The sequence below is a fragment of the Erysipelothrix urinaevulpis genome, assembly GCF_009828835.1.
GTDB classification, from domain to species: domain Bacteria; phylum Bacillota_I; class Bacilli_A; order Erysipelotrichales; family Erysipelotrichaceae; genus Erysipelothrix; species Erysipelothrix urinaevulpis.
Genome location: NZ_WTTB01000002.1, coordinates 12,524 through 28,211, shown reverse-complemented (window position 1 = coordinate 28,211; position 15,688 = coordinate 12,524). Strand labels below are relative to the sequence as shown.

General features: G+C 33.8%; 12 protein-coding genes. 1 reads left to right on the top strand and 11 read right to left on the bottom strand.

From position 1 onward, the window contains the following. Window positions 1-50 precede the first annotated feature (50 nt). The 9 genes from GVV10_RS02175 to GVV10_RS02135 all read right to left on the bottom strand — a co-directional run bounded on the left by GVV10_RS02175 (window position 51) and on the right by GVV10_RS02135 (window position 12,411). Window positions 51-1,511 (bottom strand): LCP family protein, encoded by a 1,461-nt coding sequence (locus GVV10_RS02175; RefSeq protein ID WP_159519130.1) that lies wholly within the window; start codon window positions 1,509-1,511, stop codon window positions 51-53. Window positions 1,512-1,597: 86 nt separating this feature from the next. After that, window positions 1,598-2,740 (bottom strand): VanZ family protein, encoded by a 1,143-nt coding sequence (locus GVV10_RS02170; RefSeq protein WP_159519128.1) that lies wholly within the window; start codon window positions 2,738-2,740, stop codon window positions 1,598-1,600. A 108-nt stretch (window positions 2,741-2,848) separates the two neighbouring features. Further along, window positions 2,849-3,778 carry a metal ABC transporter substrate-binding protein gene (locus tag GVV10_RS02165; protein WP_159519126.1) on the bottom strand — a complete coding sequence of 310 codons (930 nt, stop codon included), beginning with the start codon at window positions 3,776-3,778 and terminating at the stop codon, window positions 2,849-2,851. 17 nt (window positions 3,779-3,795) lie between these two features. After that, complete coding sequence (locus tag GVV10_RS02160) at window positions 3,796-4,650, bottom strand: metal ABC transporter permease (RefSeq protein WP_159519124.1); 855 nt, start codon at window positions 4,648-4,650, stop codon at window positions 3,796-3,798. Further along, window positions 4,647-5,381, bottom strand: a complete 735-nt coding sequence (locus GVV10_RS02155) for a metal ABC transporter ATP-binding protein (RefSeq protein ID WP_159519122.1) — start codon at window positions 5,379-5,381, stop codon at window positions 4,647-4,649. Before GVV10_RS02155 ends, GVV10_RS02160 begins: the two co-directional genes overlap by 4 nt. A 235-nt stretch (window positions 5,382-5,616) precedes the next feature. Then, window positions 5,617-8,781: a hypothetical protein gene (locus GVV10_RS02150; protein WP_159519120.1), complete on the bottom strand. Its 3,165-nt coding sequence runs from the start codon at window positions 8,779-8,781 to the stop codon at window positions 5,617-5,619. A gap of 247 nt (window positions 8,782-9,028) precedes the next feature. Next, the gene (locus tag GVV10_RS02145; protein WP_159519118.1) at window positions 9,029-9,685 is read right to left on the bottom strand and encodes a P-II family nitrogen regulator; all 657 of its coding nucleotides are present in this window, start codon (window positions 9,683-9,685) and stop codon (window positions 9,029-9,031) included. After that, entirely contained in the window at window positions 9,686-11,104 is a 1,419-nt protein-coding gene (locus GVV10_RS02140; RefSeq protein ID WP_268892245.1) for a DUF1538 domain-containing protein, read from the bottom strand. Between the two features lie 128 nt (window positions 11,105-11,232). Beyond that, window positions 11,233-12,411: a DNA recombination protein RmuC gene (locus GVV10_RS02135; protein ID WP_159519116.1), complete on the bottom strand. Its 1,179-nt coding sequence runs from the start codon at window positions 12,409-12,411 to the stop codon at window positions 11,233-11,235. Window positions 12,412-12,621: 210 nt separating this feature from the next. On the opposite strand from GVV10_RS02135, the gene GVV10_RS02130 reads away from it, so the two are divergent. Further along, entirely contained in the window at window positions 12,622-13,314 is a 693-nt protein-coding gene (locus GVV10_RS02130; RefSeq protein WP_159519114.1) for a hypothetical protein, read from the top strand. Between the two features lie 37 nt (window positions 13,315-13,351). Here the strand turns inward: GVV10_RS02130 and GVV10_RS02125 are convergent, their stop codons facing one another. Next, complete coding sequence (locus GVV10_RS02125; protein WP_159519112.1) at window positions 13,352-13,993, bottom strand: HD domain-containing protein; 642 nt, start codon at window positions 13,991-13,993, stop codon at window positions 13,352-13,354. Then, window positions 13,980-15,683: a phosphoenolpyruvate--protein phosphotransferase gene (gene ptsP / locus GVV10_RS02120; RefSeq protein WP_159519110.1), complete on the bottom strand. Its 1,704-nt coding sequence runs from the start codon at window positions 15,681-15,683 to the stop codon at window positions 13,980-13,982. The genes GVV10_RS02125 and ptsP overlap by 14 nt, the downstream gene beginning before the upstream one ends. Window positions 15,684-15,688: the final 5 nt, after the last annotated feature.

Here is a 15,688-nt window from a genome sequence, read left to right as displayed (position 1 = left end):
AACATCCAATATAAAACCCGAGTGATTAATCATTCGGGTTTTTTAATTCATTATTGATTGACTTGGATAACTTCATGGTTTTCCATTTGTTTAATTAATTCACTACCGTATTCAACACTATCTCTGTCTGGTTCCATGACATATAAATTCCAGCCTGGCATTGAATAGGTTGTCGTTGATTTAGCACCATATCCTTGTAATTGATAGGATTGGATATCCCAGCTTGCATTATCTTTTTGTTGCATCTTCACAAGATCTTTCAAGTGAGACTCGGGCATACTCATTTCTAAGCTATCTGAAACAGATGCTAAGACTGAATTGTAATTCATCAGAATCGATGGCGATAATGCCTTGTTAATGATCCCTGTCATTAGGGCTTGTTGATGACGTCCACGGTCCATATCACCATTTGGTAAGGTATAACGCTCACGAACAAATCTTAACGCCATTTTACCATCCATATGATTCATACCTTTATTATAACTATATCCACCAGCATTAAAGTCATACATAGACTCAACTTCAACACCACCCATCGCATCAACTATATTCTCAACGGATGTAAAGTTAACACGAACATAATAATCAATATCCATATCAAGTAAGTTTTCCAATGTTTGAACGGATTCATTAATACCATAAATACCAGAATGCGTTAATTTATCAAGTTGACCTGATGTTGCAAGTGGGACATGGTAATCACGCGGGATACTGGTTAAAAGAATTTGTTTATCAACAGGATTAACGGTCATAATAAGGTTTACATCTGATCGAGCAACTGAGGACACAGGCCCATAAGTATCGATTCCTGAAATAAACATACTAAATGTATCTTCTTTAACTTTTGTATTTAAGTCAGCTAATTGAACTTCTTTTTCAAAGTTAACGGTGTGAATAACTTTTGTTTTATCATTGAAGTTTTTGTCATATTCTAAAACAATATCACGATGGCCTTCATTCAAGACAATGACTTCCACCACACCATTTTCTAAGTCCTCAACAAGTGCTTTATAGTTTGTATATTCTTTCGCTTGAGGCGTGAATGATTTTTCTTTATTAATATAAGTAAATGTTTCTTCGATGTTCTCTTTATCCATCAACTTATTAACACCAAATTCCAAATCCTTCACATCTTCAATTTTTTCATATGATTTTTCTTTAAGAACAATCACTGACATCTCATAACTATCCTTTTTAGCACCCGTTACCTTTGATAAGAAAGCATCCATACCAAAGACATGGAACGTACCAAATAGAAGCGCTAAACTCAACAGCAATGATACAATCTTCGCAAATAAATTCTTTTTGCTGCCCTCTTCTGTTTTAAAGACAGTCATACTTACGATTAAGAATAACAACGCCAAGACAGTCATGGCAATTAATAAATACTTTGTCACCAAGACGTTTAATTTAATAATTGAAAAAGCAGTGACTGCACTCGCTACCAAAAATATTCCAACAATGACTGAATTTCTAAACAGAAAAAAAGTCTTTTTATTATTTTTTTTCATTTTTTTACCATCCCATTCATTCTAATATAATACACTATTAGCTATCTCATTCATAGTTTATCCCAAAACCTCACATATTTTTCATCTTACTTTTTAACTGCTTGACTAATAATTCGAGTACCACTTAATTGATCATAAAACATAACATGAGTTTTTTTAATCGCTGTAAAGACAATATGAAACACAATCGTAGTCTGGACGATAAAGAAAACGCCTAAATACATGATTAAAGCAATGATGTTAGGCTCTTGATTAACAAGTACAATCGATTGAATCATTGCAAAGATTTCAGAAAATTTAATCATAAATACATAAATCAGTAAAAAGCGCTTCAGTATTTGACTTAGTTTAAGCTCTTCTTTCGTAGAACTAAGCTTGATGTGTAAGAATTTTTGCATGACTGTTTGACCTTGATTTTTATAAACAAAGACCACAAAATAAAGCATCAACAAAACAAATTCAACACAATTAGTACTAAACTCACCCTCAACCAAGTAAACCTTAAAAAGTGCCAGAATGATTTGAAAACCAAGCATGAATATCTTGATAAAAACCATATCACCTAGAAAACTAACAAACCGACGGACATATGATACATACGATGAACTTAAATAACTTTCCTCATCAATGGCTTCTCGACTTGGAAAGAAGATACCAATTAAGGGTGATAAGAAATAACCAATTGAGCCCCCCATTGTATTTAACATCAAATCATCAATATCAAATAAACGATATGGGCCTGAATAAATTCCGTATAAACCTGTTAATTGTGTTAATTCAAAAAACAAAGACAAGAGAAAAGAATAAACAAACACTTCTTTCAACGATTTTTTAAAATAAAAACGAAGCATCATACCAAATGGAATGGTCATTAGGACATTAAAAACAGGCTGCGTCACAACACCTTGCGTTAAACCTGATAGATAGGTTTTAGGATCACTGATGACAATCGTGGTATGCGTAAAGAAATCACGTACAAATGCAAAGGGTCTAAGCTGCATCATCTCTTGATAGCTACTCGTAACAGACGCTCGATCAGGCAACGGTAAAATAACAAGAAAGTAAGCAACCATCAAATAAAAGATAAACGAATAGATAATAACTGTACGTTTACGATTAACCGACCCATACGTATGATATTGATAGATCATATAGGGTAAAGAAATAAAGAAAGACAAAACTGGAAATAAAAACAACGCAATTTTTATTGGTTCAAGATATGCACTCATTGATAACACCCCTTTTACTTTGTTTATTATAGCATATACTGTCATCACTTTAATCACGTACGCATATAAAAAAACTTAATGAGAGGAGTCATTAAGTTTTCAATTGTTTTATGATTTTAGTCCTGTTTCGATAATACGAATGTTATGTTCAAGTAATTTCACATAGGTATCCACTTGATCACCTTTTTTACCAATTTCATCTGAATAAATATGTTCTTCAAAGATTTTAATCCCTGACTCATTCGAAACTGTTTCAAGTGGTTTAGGATCAACATTCGATTCCATAAATAAGACCGGAGGATTTTCTTTTTTCAATGTATCAATTAAAGTCTTGATTTGTTCTGTTGTTCCAAGTTCTTCTGTATCAATTTCCCATACATATGCTTCACGCAATCCATAACTTTCAGTCATATATTGGAATGCTCTTTCACTGGTGACTAGAATACGACGTTCTTCTGGCAATGCGCTGATGACATCTGTATACTTAGCATCAATTTCATTCAAACGTGTTAGGTAAGCTTCAGCATTTTTTTTATACACTTCTTTATTGTCACCATCAATTTTGATTAAAGCATCTTTTAAGTTCTCTGCCATTTTAATCCCAACTTTTGGATCTAAGAATGAATGTGGGTTTACCTCTTCATCACGGCCTGTATCGCCGACAAGATATTTAGGTGTTACACCTTCATTTAGGTCAAAGACATGATCTTTATTTTGATTCACTGAATCAATCATTTTCGCAAACCAGCCTGTTTCTCCACCTTCAAGATTCATCCCATTAAAGAAAAGAACATCCGCATCCGTTGCTGCTTTAATATCATCAGGTTTTGGTTCATACTCGTGTGGATCTGTTCCCGTTGGAACTAGATTGTATACATCAACCAAATCACCACCAATTTGTTGAGCCATATCTGTAATAATTGTGAATGATGAAACAACTTTGATCTTTCCATCATCCTCTGGTTTAGCTGTGTTTGAACCACAAGCTGTTAATAATAATGTAAATGCTAACACTGTTGTTAATAATAATTTCTTCATAATTTTCTCCTTTTTATTTAAGCTTTACTTTGTTTCAATTTATTCCATACAACCCCTTGTTTTGGAGCGAATAGAAATGCAACAATAAAGAATGATGTTGCGACAAGAACAATCACTGCTCCTGATGTCAGATTATATCTAAAACTAAAATATAATCCGATGACCGCTGACAATGCTCCAAATATTGCTGATAAACCAATCATTTTACTCATTTTATTGGTTAATAAATAAGCCGTTGCGGCTGGTGTAATTAACATCGCAACCACCAATACAACACCAACAGTTTGTAATGAAGCCACTGTTACCAATGTTAATAAAATCATCATAAAATAATGAATTGCATTGGTGTTCATCCCATATGATTTAGCCATCGTTGCATCAAATGATGTAATAAGAAATTCTTTGTAAAAAACAAAAATACAGACTAAAACAAAGATACCTACACCAAAGGTCAACCACATATCAGAACTACGCACAGTTAAGACATTCCCAAATAGAATTTGAGTTAAGTCAACCGCAGTTTGCGCCTTCATCAAGAGTAATATCCCTAATGCAAAGAAGGCTGAGAAGACAATTCCAATCGCTGTATCATTCTTTAGTTTACTGTTTTGACTGACAAATCCTATCCCAACACTGCTCAAGACTCCCATAACAACAGCACCAATAAAATAATTGATCCCTAACATGTAAGAAAGAGCAACACCAGGAAGAATCGCATGAGAAATTGCATCTCCCATTAAAGCCATGCCCCTAAGAATGATAAAACTTCCCATGACACCTGCAAGAATTCCAACCATAACAGCTGTGAATAACGCTTTTTGTAAAAATTCATATTGAACGATATCATTTAGAAATGTTAAATGTACAATCATGCTCTAGCACCTTCTATTCTTGGAAAAGCGAAACTTGATTCATACGCTTTATTCATCGTTTCATAAATGAACACATCTTTTACTTTACCCGCTTTAACTAGTTCTTTATTAATTAAGATTAACTCATCAAAGTAAGACTCCACCTTCGAAAGATCATGATGGACTACAAATACCGTTTTTCCTTCATCTTTTAACTCTTTAAGAATATCCACAATTTTTTTCTCTGATGCAACATCGATTCCAACAAACGGCTCATCCAAGAAGAATAAATCCGCTTCCTGTGCCAAAGCTCTTGCCAAGAATACACGTTGTTGTTGTCCACCAGACAACTCACCAATTTGTTGATTTGCATAATCAAGCATGCCAACACGTTTCAAACTTTCTTTTGCTAATTCTTTTTCACGTTCTTTTGGTCTTTTAATTAATCCTAACTTTGGATAAGTTCCCATCAGAACGGTATCAAAAACATTAATTGGGAAATCCCAATCTAAATCATTTCGTTGTGGAACATAAGCAATTTTCTTTCTTGCTTCATCAATTGATTGTTGATCAACTGTAATTGTTCCTTTATCTTTTGGTATAAGACCCAGTATGGCCTTAATCATGGTCGACTTACCTGCACCGTTAGGACCAATGATCCCAATTAACGAGCCTGTATTAAACTCAAAACTTACATCTTTCACGACCTCATTACCATAATAAGATACATGAAGATTCTCGACCTTTATCATACCATCACCTTCCAGTTTCTAAAGACGTTAGGTTTGCCACTTCATTGAATTAGGCGTGCCTAACTTCTAACTTAAGTATACCAACTCTTAACAAGATGTCAACACTTTAGACACTAATTTAATGAAAAAATAAAAAGACAAATCGTCGATTTGTCTTTTTATACACTTATTCATTCATTATTGTTTCAATTATTTTTGATAAAGCCCCATTGGCTTCATAGATTTAAAACTCTACCTATTTCTTTTTTCTTGTTATAAACTCAGCCTTTCTTATCCCTACGCCAATCACCACAAATAGAATCGCGATAGGAATAAAATTAACGACTCCAGTTTCGGGTAATGTTTCTTTTGCCTTATCAATGTCACTATCCGACTTTTCTAGATCTTTTTCATTATAATATAACTCGAAACTCTGATCTTTTTCTTTGAAAGTAATGGTTGATAAATCTATATTCGAATTTGCTATTTCATAACCTTCATCAGGTGTGTAATTATGTTTTAAAGGAAGATTAAGTTTGTCTGAGTGATAAACTTGAGATTCAGTTTTGACAATCTTATCTTTTTTATCTATATAATGGTGATTGATAATAATCGTCGACTGCTGTTTATACTGAATAATAATTTCTTTGTCTTTGTCATCAAAATAAATATCACTTAAGTCTTCTTCCTTAGATTTATTAAAAGCAAATTTTTCTCTTTCTTTATAGCTTATAGCTAATTTTTCTCCAATGTTTTGGGTCATAGTTTCGACATCCTCATCAATAACTTTCCCATCAAAATTCAAGTACTGATGTCGAATTGTGATTGTAGACTCTGTTTTCATTTGCTCGCTTTTCTCAAAAACTCTTACATTGTCAAATAAAGCTCCATCTGTTTGAGCTGCATTATTAGTTCCCAGGGAAACCCTTAAATGCGTCGCACCCTTTGGTGCATTTCCATTTAATTGATACGTATTCCATTTATTGTAGTCTCCTGATGTATGAATAATTGATTTATTTCCAATGTCTTTTCCGATTTGTTCACCATCATCATCATAGAAACGTAACATCATTGTAGCTTTACCATTCATTAAATAATGATCTACCGAAACATTATATTCAGCATTTTCTTTTACTTCAACCAAACTAGATCTAACAAACATAGAACCCGAACCATCACGATCATAAACATGTAAGCTTGATTCTCCATCTGTTTTATACTCTGTATTAATCGAAAAATTCGTATTATCTTTTACTACCGAATAATAAGGTTCCCATCCAACTGGAATTAAATCTTGATGTTTTTCGAATGAATGATTTTCGATAAATAATTCTTTGCTTAAAAATTCTTTTTCATGTAATTTAAATTCCATTGATCTTATATCAACCTGGTCAGCGTAGTAGACCTTGTGATCATTTGTAACAATATATTTATCTGCTGTAACAAGTTCAACGTTCTCTAATGTTTCTCTATTAAATAGATTTACAATTCCACCCACATTGGCATAAATTCTATCATCTATGAAATTTATCTCAATTGGACGCCATTTACCATAAGACTCTAAGCTTGGGTATATTGTTTTCATTCTTTTAACAGACAAATCGTCTGGATCAAGTTCAAATAAACTACCATTCGCACTTGCCCATAGTTTTCCTGTTTCATCAAAACTTAAGCCACTAATCATACTAACCTTTTGATGAGCAAGTTCTTCAATTTCTCTAACTAAAACTATTTCTTCCGTAATAGTATCAAAAATAAAAAGTTTAGCTGTTGTTTCAGTGGGTTCAATTCCTAATCCTCCATGGATCGATGTAGAACCATAAACTAAGTTATCTTTAACAGCAATTCCAACAATCGATTGATTTGGAATAAGTCCTTTGTGAACCTTTAGGTTATCCGTTGATGGATCATAAATGCCTAAGGCTCCATCTAAAACACCATAATCTCCTATAGTACCAATATACATTTTTTTATCGTGTGCATGCATCTTAAACGGTCGATCTTGCTTATCCGAAGTTAAATTAAATTGTTCTTTGACTTGAAGATCTTGTGCATCAGATTTCATGGTAAAAACTCGTGCTGCAGGATATTCACCAAAATACACCGTTCCATCTAAAACGTCCATATTCTCAATTTGTCCAAGTTTAAATTTATCAACATGACCTGAAGACAATTTTCTACGATAGCCTTGCGCTCCTTGGTAGGCTGAAGCAAAAAGATTATCCGTATTTCTGTCATAAAACATTGATTGAATGGCTTGAGGTTGTCCATGTACGTCTGTTTGAAGCGTATCTTTCTTAAAACCATCATTAAAATCAAAAATACGAAGTTTACCATCAAATTCAATACTCATTAGAACATCACGATTGTTTTTAGTTATTATCTGACTATTTCGTAAATTGGCGTCGTAATCAAATAGAGGTGTTTCATCAACCGTCATCGTATTTAAATTAAAACGATACATATTTTTATCATTCGATGAGAAATATACGTGTTCCTTATACTCACTTGAAACACCCACTTGTCCTCTAATATTTGGAATCTTCGTGTCTAACCATACCTGCTTTTCCAAATCATAAATATATACAGTTCGGTTTCCATTAAAAAAAGCAAATAAATAATTTCTAACAATTTTTAAATCGTAAGCAAACTGTAGACTTTTGAATTCTTCTATATTTCTTGCAATAGGCATTTCAATCAATTCCCATTGTGAATCATTTGAAATATTTTTCTTGAGAATCCTTCCATTTTGTGAACCCGTCCCAACAAATAACTCATCTTTATAAATTGCACTTGATCGAACATAATCTTCTGGATGAGGAAGGTTACTAATTCCCTCTTCTCTTATTCCCACATCTACAACGCCTAAATTTTCAAAACTATTTGATTTAATATCATATGCAAACAATTTACCTGTTGGATGACCTCCACCATAGACTTTCTTTCCATCACTTGTTAATGTGAATAACGTTACAAGTCCTGGAAGCGGATTACCTAAATTCATTACTTCTTTCGTAACTGAATTATATCTCCACAGTCCTGCTTGTCTACCCGTAGTTCCGATATATACATCTTTTTCTACAGTTATAATAGACCAAACTTGAGTTGCACCCTCCATTTTTGCATTAAACAAATTTTCACCCGTATCAACGTTGATGACATTAAAAATAGCTCCGTAGTCACCAGAACCTTTTGATGCTGTATATGCCACCTGTTGGTTATTCTCTATTCCAAAACTTACATCAAAAATAGTAACAGGACCACCATCTTTCCCGGAAGAAAAAGGTGTATCAACCTTTTCATCAACTAAGACTTCCAAATCTACTTCTTTTGAACTCTCAGCCTCAATCAACGTATTCCCCTTTGGTAATATCAAAAATATCGAAAGTAAAACTGTATAAATTAAGCGGTATTTTTTCATAAAACTCCCCTTTCGTGTAAGCGCTTTACTTCATGGTAGCACAGTTTTTTTATAGTATCTATGAGCTAAATCATCTGATTAATATAATCCTTCATATGTGAAATAAATCTTCAATCTACCTTAATAATCTAAATTACACGTTTTTTTAATTCTATAAATAAAAACCTACCAAAGTTAATTGGTAGGTTCTTAGATAACTAAAACTTAGTATTATTAATCATTTATAAAATACAAATGCTTTATCGAATTATTTTTGATAAAGACCCATTGTCTTACTTACATCTAAGACAAATAAAATGCCATGTCCTGGATTTTCAAATTCAAAATCTTGATTAAGTTTCTCGGTGATTGCCTCTGTTTTATCCTTTGAACTTAAAATAAAGACAACATCTTTTTCAGGTTCAATTTCAATGTTAAATAATGTTTCATTTTTTTGAATACCACTACCACGAGCGTGCATAACAGTTCCACCACTTGCTCCTGCCTCTTTAGCACTTGCAATAACATCTTCTGCTTGACCCATATCAGTAATTGTAAAAATCGCATCAAATCCCATGATATCCCTCCCTTTATTAATGGTTATTTCTTTATGTGATCTTAAGCCATAAACCGCTTCAATCGGTACACTGAATACGAGTCCATGATTTTCTTGATTTATTTTCAATTTATTATTTAACTGTGAATAGAACGTTTCTTCTTTATCTTCTCTTAAAATATTTAAGCAAATCTCTTTACGTGAATCAGATAAACCTAAGAAATTTAAGAACGATGAACGGACACTTCCTTTTCCTTTTATAATCGTTCCTCCACTAATCCCTGTCTCTCTTGCAACTTTTAAAACAGAACTTCCATAGTCCTCTTCAACAATCGAACAAACCAGTATAAACTGATGATTTTCTTCCACTTATTCTCCCTCCAAACGATTTTGTTTTCTTTGATAAAAATACCCTAAAATTTGAATCGAAACAATTGGCATCATTGCAATCATAGCAATAACACCAAAGCCATCAATCATAACATCCGCAGTTGGTATCGCTAAGGCTGCTCCTTGAGCAAATGCCATCACGAAGGTTGCTGTCATCGGTCCTGATGCAACACCCCCTGAATCAAACGCAATCCCTACAAACAAGGGTGGTACTTTAAAGGACAAGAAGATCGCCAAGGCAAACCCTGGTAATAACATATGCCATAATTTAAGTGATGGTGTCATAATTCGAAGCATTGACAATAATACTGCAAGGGCAATACCAATAGATAGTGTAATTAAAATCATATTCTTTTTAATATGACCCGATGTCACTTCTTCAACTTGCTCTGTTAAGACATAAACTGCTGGCTCTGCTAAGACCACAACCATCCCTAATAAAAATCCAACAAGCGGCAATATCCAGGTTTTTTCCATCGAAGCAAGTGCTTGACCAATTACACGACCTGCATCCATAAACCCAGCATTAACACCAATTAGAAATAAACTTAAACCAAAATAGGTATAGACTAATCCTTTGAGGATACGAGCTGTTTTACGTTTTTTTAACTTAAAGACAAAGCGATTAAATAAGAGAAATAAAAGAGTTAGTGGTAAAAGTGACCATAACGACTCTTTCATGATGTGAGGAATATTTTCTAAGAACGGCGTTAAAATACCTGTCGCTGTTTCAAATACCATTTCCACACCACCTTGCCCTGCATTTGGTGCAAATCGACTGAGTAACATAACCATAAAAATAGGGCCTGCTGAGGCAAGTCCAACCATTCCAAAACTATCTTCTTCCGATTGTGCTCCCCCTTTTAATTGAGAAACACCATAACCCAACGCAAGAATGAAAGGTGTGGTCATTGCTCCTGTCGTTGCACCCGATGCATCAACTGAGATGGCTAAAAAGCTCTCTGAAACACCAAACGCTAAAACGAATATAAATAAATAAGCAATTAAGAAAAAATGATTGAGTTTTTTAGAGAATAGAATTCTTAATAATCCAAAAGCAACCATTATTCCAACACCAATTGAAACAACGATGACAATCAACCAGCTCGACAATGCACCATTCGAAACTGTTTCAACCTGTTTAGCTAAAATTTGTAAATCGGGTTCAGCAACAGTTATGAGAAAGCCTAGAATAAACCCAAGAACCCCAACAATCCAAACCTTATTACTCTTTGCAATGGAACGACCCATTTGATGACCAATCGGAACAACACCCAAATCAGCTCCTAGCAAGAAAATTCCAAGACCAATGATGATAAAGATGGCTCCAATGATAAAACGAAGTAAGACATCTCCCTCCAACGGCACTAAAGTAAAATGTAATATGATGACAAGCAATGTAATTGGTAAGACAGAAAAAGAAACTTCCTTAAACTTTTTTACTAATACATTAATAATAAATACCCCTTTCTAAATTTTTAGTATACATATTATTATACATTAATTTAACGTTAATAATTAACAAATTAATCTTGATCAATCAAACCACTATCTGCAAGTGAAATATCGTCAAATTTTTTGCTTATTTTATCAGTTGTGATATGAATATCTTTCACACTTGTACTCACAGAATCAATGTTACGACTTAGTTTATCCCATCGAACTTTATATCGATCAAATTCAATTGCTAAAAGATTGAGGTGCTCATGAATCTGTTGAGCATACTTATCACGTTGCATATTAATTAAAATTGCTTGGACAGTCGTTAGTGTACTCATTAATGTTGTCGGTGAAACAATCCAAACGTTTTTATGATGTGAATATTCTATGATTTTAGGATAATACGCATTGATGGTTGCAAACACAGCCTCAGCTGGAACAAACATAAACGCTTGGTGCCCTGTTTCATTGGGAATAATGTATCGATTGGCAATATCATCAATATGCTTGATGCAATCATTTGTAAAAGCTTTACTATACCCTTCTCTAAGGCCAGCTTCTAATGATGTATCTGTCATCTTACGATAGTTTTCAAGTGGAAATTTAGAATCAATTGCAACCGTCCCTAAAGGATCAGGTGCAAAGAGTACCGCATCTGATCGGGTCCCAGTCTTAAATTGATGTTGCAGTTGATAAACCGCATCATTTTTTTCTCCAAATACCGATGTCAAAATTTGATTTAATTGCACTTCACCAAAAACACCTCGTGTTTTTTTATCCGTTAAGACATCTTGTAAAGAAACAATTTCATTTGAAAGGGTATCAATCTTTTTCTGCGCTTCATCAATTTTAGTTAGCCGTGATACTATATTTGTGAATGTTTGATTTGTTTTCTCAAATCCTTGTTCTAAACTTTCATTAACTTTATGATCAATCAACAATAATTTACGTTCAATGCTTTCTTCTTGTTGACGAAAAAGAGCCATTAATTTCTCATCGATTTTTCCTTGAAATTCATAAAGAGATTGACTTCTCTCACGCTCTAAACGAACAGTCTGTTCATTCAACATGCTTAATTTAACATCTTGTTTTTCATACGACTTTTCAAGCTGTTCTACCACACGATCCATTAACTTATCATCGGATCTTTTACTTGTTAATACTAATTTAATTAGAATAAGTATTTGAAAAAATAAAACCACCAACAATACCATCTGTTCAAACATGATAACCACATCCTTTTTTAACATTGTATCATAGCTCATTAACTATTTTTGACATACAATATCATTCCCAAAGACAAAAGAACAATTCCAATATAAATTCCAAATGACGGATTACAAAGTTCTGGTAACATAACAATCACCCCTTATTTATGTATTATAATAAATTCAAAAGATTCTATGAAGGAATACGCCTTATTTATAAGACTTTTTTATTTTTTAGCGTATAATAGTCACCAAGGAGTGAATTTAATGAATAAATCTAAATTTCTATATCGATCCATCAGTTTATTATCTCTGATTATCTTACTGATATCGTTATTTCTTATCATTCAAAAGGAGTATATTCTGGCAATTCCACTGATTGTCTTAGCACTGTTCAGTATGATGCTCGTTCTTTTATTCTCAAGAAAAGACAAGGAAAATGAGAACGAACTTGAAACAACCTTTGAAGTTGATGAGTCTTCTATACAAAATGAAACTGAGTCCCATGACGATTTCATCGATCAATTAAACTTTGTTTTACCAATTCATGATGGCTTCAATGACAAAATAATGCTTTATATAAAAGATACTATTGATGAAAATATGTTTTTAGAATCATTAGAGTATCGATTTAGCGATGAAAAACTGATCGAATCTGGATTAGTTGGTATTGAACATTACAAATATCAATTCCATCCAATTCCACTTGTTTCTTTTTCCAAAGACCATAAAAATAAGAGTATTATTAAAGTTAAAATTGGGATGCGTCATAATTCAATGATTCATGTAGGCTATGTTCCCCAAATGTATGTTGATGATGTTAATCGCCAATACAAACAGATAAAAAATATTAAGGCAACATTAAGTGGCGGTAATTATAGAATTAAACCCAGCATCGATAAAAACATCCGTGAATATGTTGACCCTTTTAGCTTAAATCTTACAATCTATTTCCAATAGAAAAGCGTACTTAACATTCAAAAGTACGCTTTTTTTATTATAAAACTTCATCCCAAAACCTTTGATAATACTCTAATAAAAATTGATGACGATCGTTTGCCATCTCTTGAGCAGAGGGTGTTTGAATACGGTCTTTCAACTTCAACAATTTTTCATCAAAATGGCGTATAGCATTTCTTTTTTCATTGCGATACGCTTGTTCATTGTCTATGACAACAGAATCTAACTGTGCATCATAAATTGGATGCCCTTTCGTGCCTGCATAATAAAAGCACCGTGCAATCCCAATTGCTCCCATTGCATCAAGATAATCAGCATCACTCACCAAAACTGCTTCTGGACTTTGTTTAACGGTGTTAAATCCACCCCTAAAGCCAATTGACATGATGCCCTTAAGAATTTCTTTATCCTTACCAAGAAGGTCTAAACCTTCTTTTTTTACCATTGACGCAAAAGCCTCTTCAATGGAATCAACTTTATTTAGTTTATCATCAAATAAGTCATGCATATAGGCGATCATGATTGCTACAAACGCATCCTCATTTGTAATAAAGCGCGTTGTTAAAGTAACAACACGCTTTATATGTTCATAATCATGACCCGTTTCATCATCAATAAACACTGACTCAACGTAATGACGAACAATTTGGATACATTTATTTTCTTTAGACGTTAACATTATCCAACAACTCAAGAACTTCTTCAGTCGTAGAACAATTAAGTGCTTTGTCTGTTAATTCTTGCATTTCTGCATAACTTAGATCACGGATAATACGACGTGCTTCTAAGATTGATGAAGCTGACATTGAAAACTCATCAAGACCAAGTCCTAAGAGCAATGGAATTGCACGTTCATCTCCAGCCATCTCACCACACATACCACACCATTTTCCTTCTTTATGAGCACCATCAATCGTCATTTTAACAAGACGTAAAATCGATGGACTATAAGGTTGGTATAAGTATGATACTTGTTCATTCATACGGTCTGCTGCCATTGAATATTGAATTAAGTCATTTGTTCCAATACTAAAGAAATCCGCTTCTTTAGCAAATTGATCAGCAAGGATTGCCGCTGCTGGGATCTCAACCATCATACCTAGTTCAATATCATCAGAGAAAGCAATTCCTTCTTTTGATAGATTTTTCTTCTCATCTTCAACAATCGCTTTCGCATCTCTGAATTCTTGAACCGTTGCAATCATTGGGAACATGATGCTTAACTTTCCAAAAACACTTGCTCTTAATAACGCACGAATTTGTGGACGGAAGATTTCAGGTTGATCAAGACAAAGACGAATTGCACGATACCCCAAGAATGGATTCATTTCTTCTGGCAATGGTAAATAAGGAAGTTCCTTATCGCCACCAATGTCTAATGTACGAACAACAACACGACCAGGTGCCATTGCTTCCAATACTTTTTTATACGCTTCATATTGAACTTCTTCTGAAGGAAGCTCACTGTTATCCATATATAAGAATTCAGTACGGTAAAGCCCCACTGCTTCACCACCATTTGTTAAGACGGACTCAACATCGTTAGGTGTTCCAATATTTCCAGCTAACTCAACCACACGACCATCTTTTGTAACACTTTCTGCATCTTTCAAGACTTTAAGAGATTCTTTATGCGCTGCAAACTTATCTGCTTTAGCAGAATACTCTTTCTTTTGATCAGCATCAGGACTAAATATAATCGTTCCATCAATTGCATCAAGAATCATTGCTTCACCATGCTCACACTTGTCTAGTAATGCCCCTGCTCCTACAACAGCTGGAATTTCTAAACTACGTGCCATAATGGCTGAATGAGATGTACGACCACCAATTTCAGTCGCAAACCCACGAACATAACGACGATCTAATTGAGCCGTATCTGATGGTGTTAAATCCTCAGCTACAATAACAACCTCTTCTGAAATACTTGATAAATCAGCTGTCTGAACACCCATAACATGACACTGAATACGATATGTAACATCTTTAATGTCTGCTGCACGCTCACGGAAATATGGATCATCCATCGATTCAAACATTCCAATAAACATATCAGAAATTTCTTTAACAGCAAATTCAGCATTAACAGACTCATCGTTAATCTTCGCTTCTACTTGACCAATAAATTCTGGATCTTGAGTAACCATCAAATGAGCATCAAAAATCGCAAGTTCTTCATCAGCCAAACGACCCACTGCATTTTGCTTAATTAGCTCAATATCTTTTTGAGCTTCAGTTACAGCATTATGTAACTTTGTAATTTCCTCATCTGCATTAGCACTTCTCTGTTCAATCTCTAAAACAGGATGTGATAACTTAAAGACTTTCGATACCGCAACACCTGCCGAAGCAGCAATCCCTTTAATCATAAACT

Excerpts from the sequence above, each read along its gene's own strand:
- GVV10_RS02175 (WP_159519130.1), bottom strand. The coding sequence starts at position 1,511 with ATGAAAAAAAATAATAAAAAGACTTTTTTTCTGTTTAGAAATTCAGTC.
- GVV10_RS02170 (WP_159519128.1), bottom strand. The coding sequence starts at position 2,740 with ATGAGTGCATATCTTGAACCAATAAAAATTGCGTTGTTTTTATTTCCA.
- GVV10_RS02165 (WP_159519126.1), bottom strand. The coding sequence starts at position 3,778 with ATGAAGAAATTATTATTAACAACAGTGTTAGCATTTACATTATTATTA.
- GVV10_RS02160 (WP_159519124.1), bottom strand. The coding sequence starts at position 4,650 with ATGATTGTACATTTAACATTTCTAAATGATATCGTTCAATATGAATTT.
- GVV10_RS02155 (WP_159519122.1), bottom strand. The coding sequence starts at position 5,381 with ATGATAAAGGTCGAGAATCTTCATGTATCTTATTATGGTAATGAGGTC.
- GVV10_RS02150 (WP_159519120.1), bottom strand. The coding sequence starts at position 8,781 with ATGAAAAAATACCGCTTAATTTATACAGTTTTACTTTCGATATTTTTG.
- GVV10_RS02135 (WP_159519116.1), bottom strand. The coding sequence starts at position 12,411 with ATGAGCTATGATACAATGTTAAAAAAGGATGTGGTTATCATGTTTGAA.
- GVV10_RS02130 (WP_159519114.1), top strand. The coding sequence starts at position 12,622 with ATGAATAAATCTAAATTTCTATATCGATCCATCAGTTTATTATCTCTG.
- GVV10_RS02125 (WP_159519112.1), bottom strand. The coding sequence starts at position 13,993 with ATGTTAACGTCTAAAGAAAATAAATGTATCCAAATTGTTCGTCATTAC.
- ptsP (WP_159519110.1), bottom strand. The coding sequence starts at position 15,683 with ATGATTAAAGGGATTGCTGCTTCGGCAGGTGTTGCGGTATCGAAAGTC.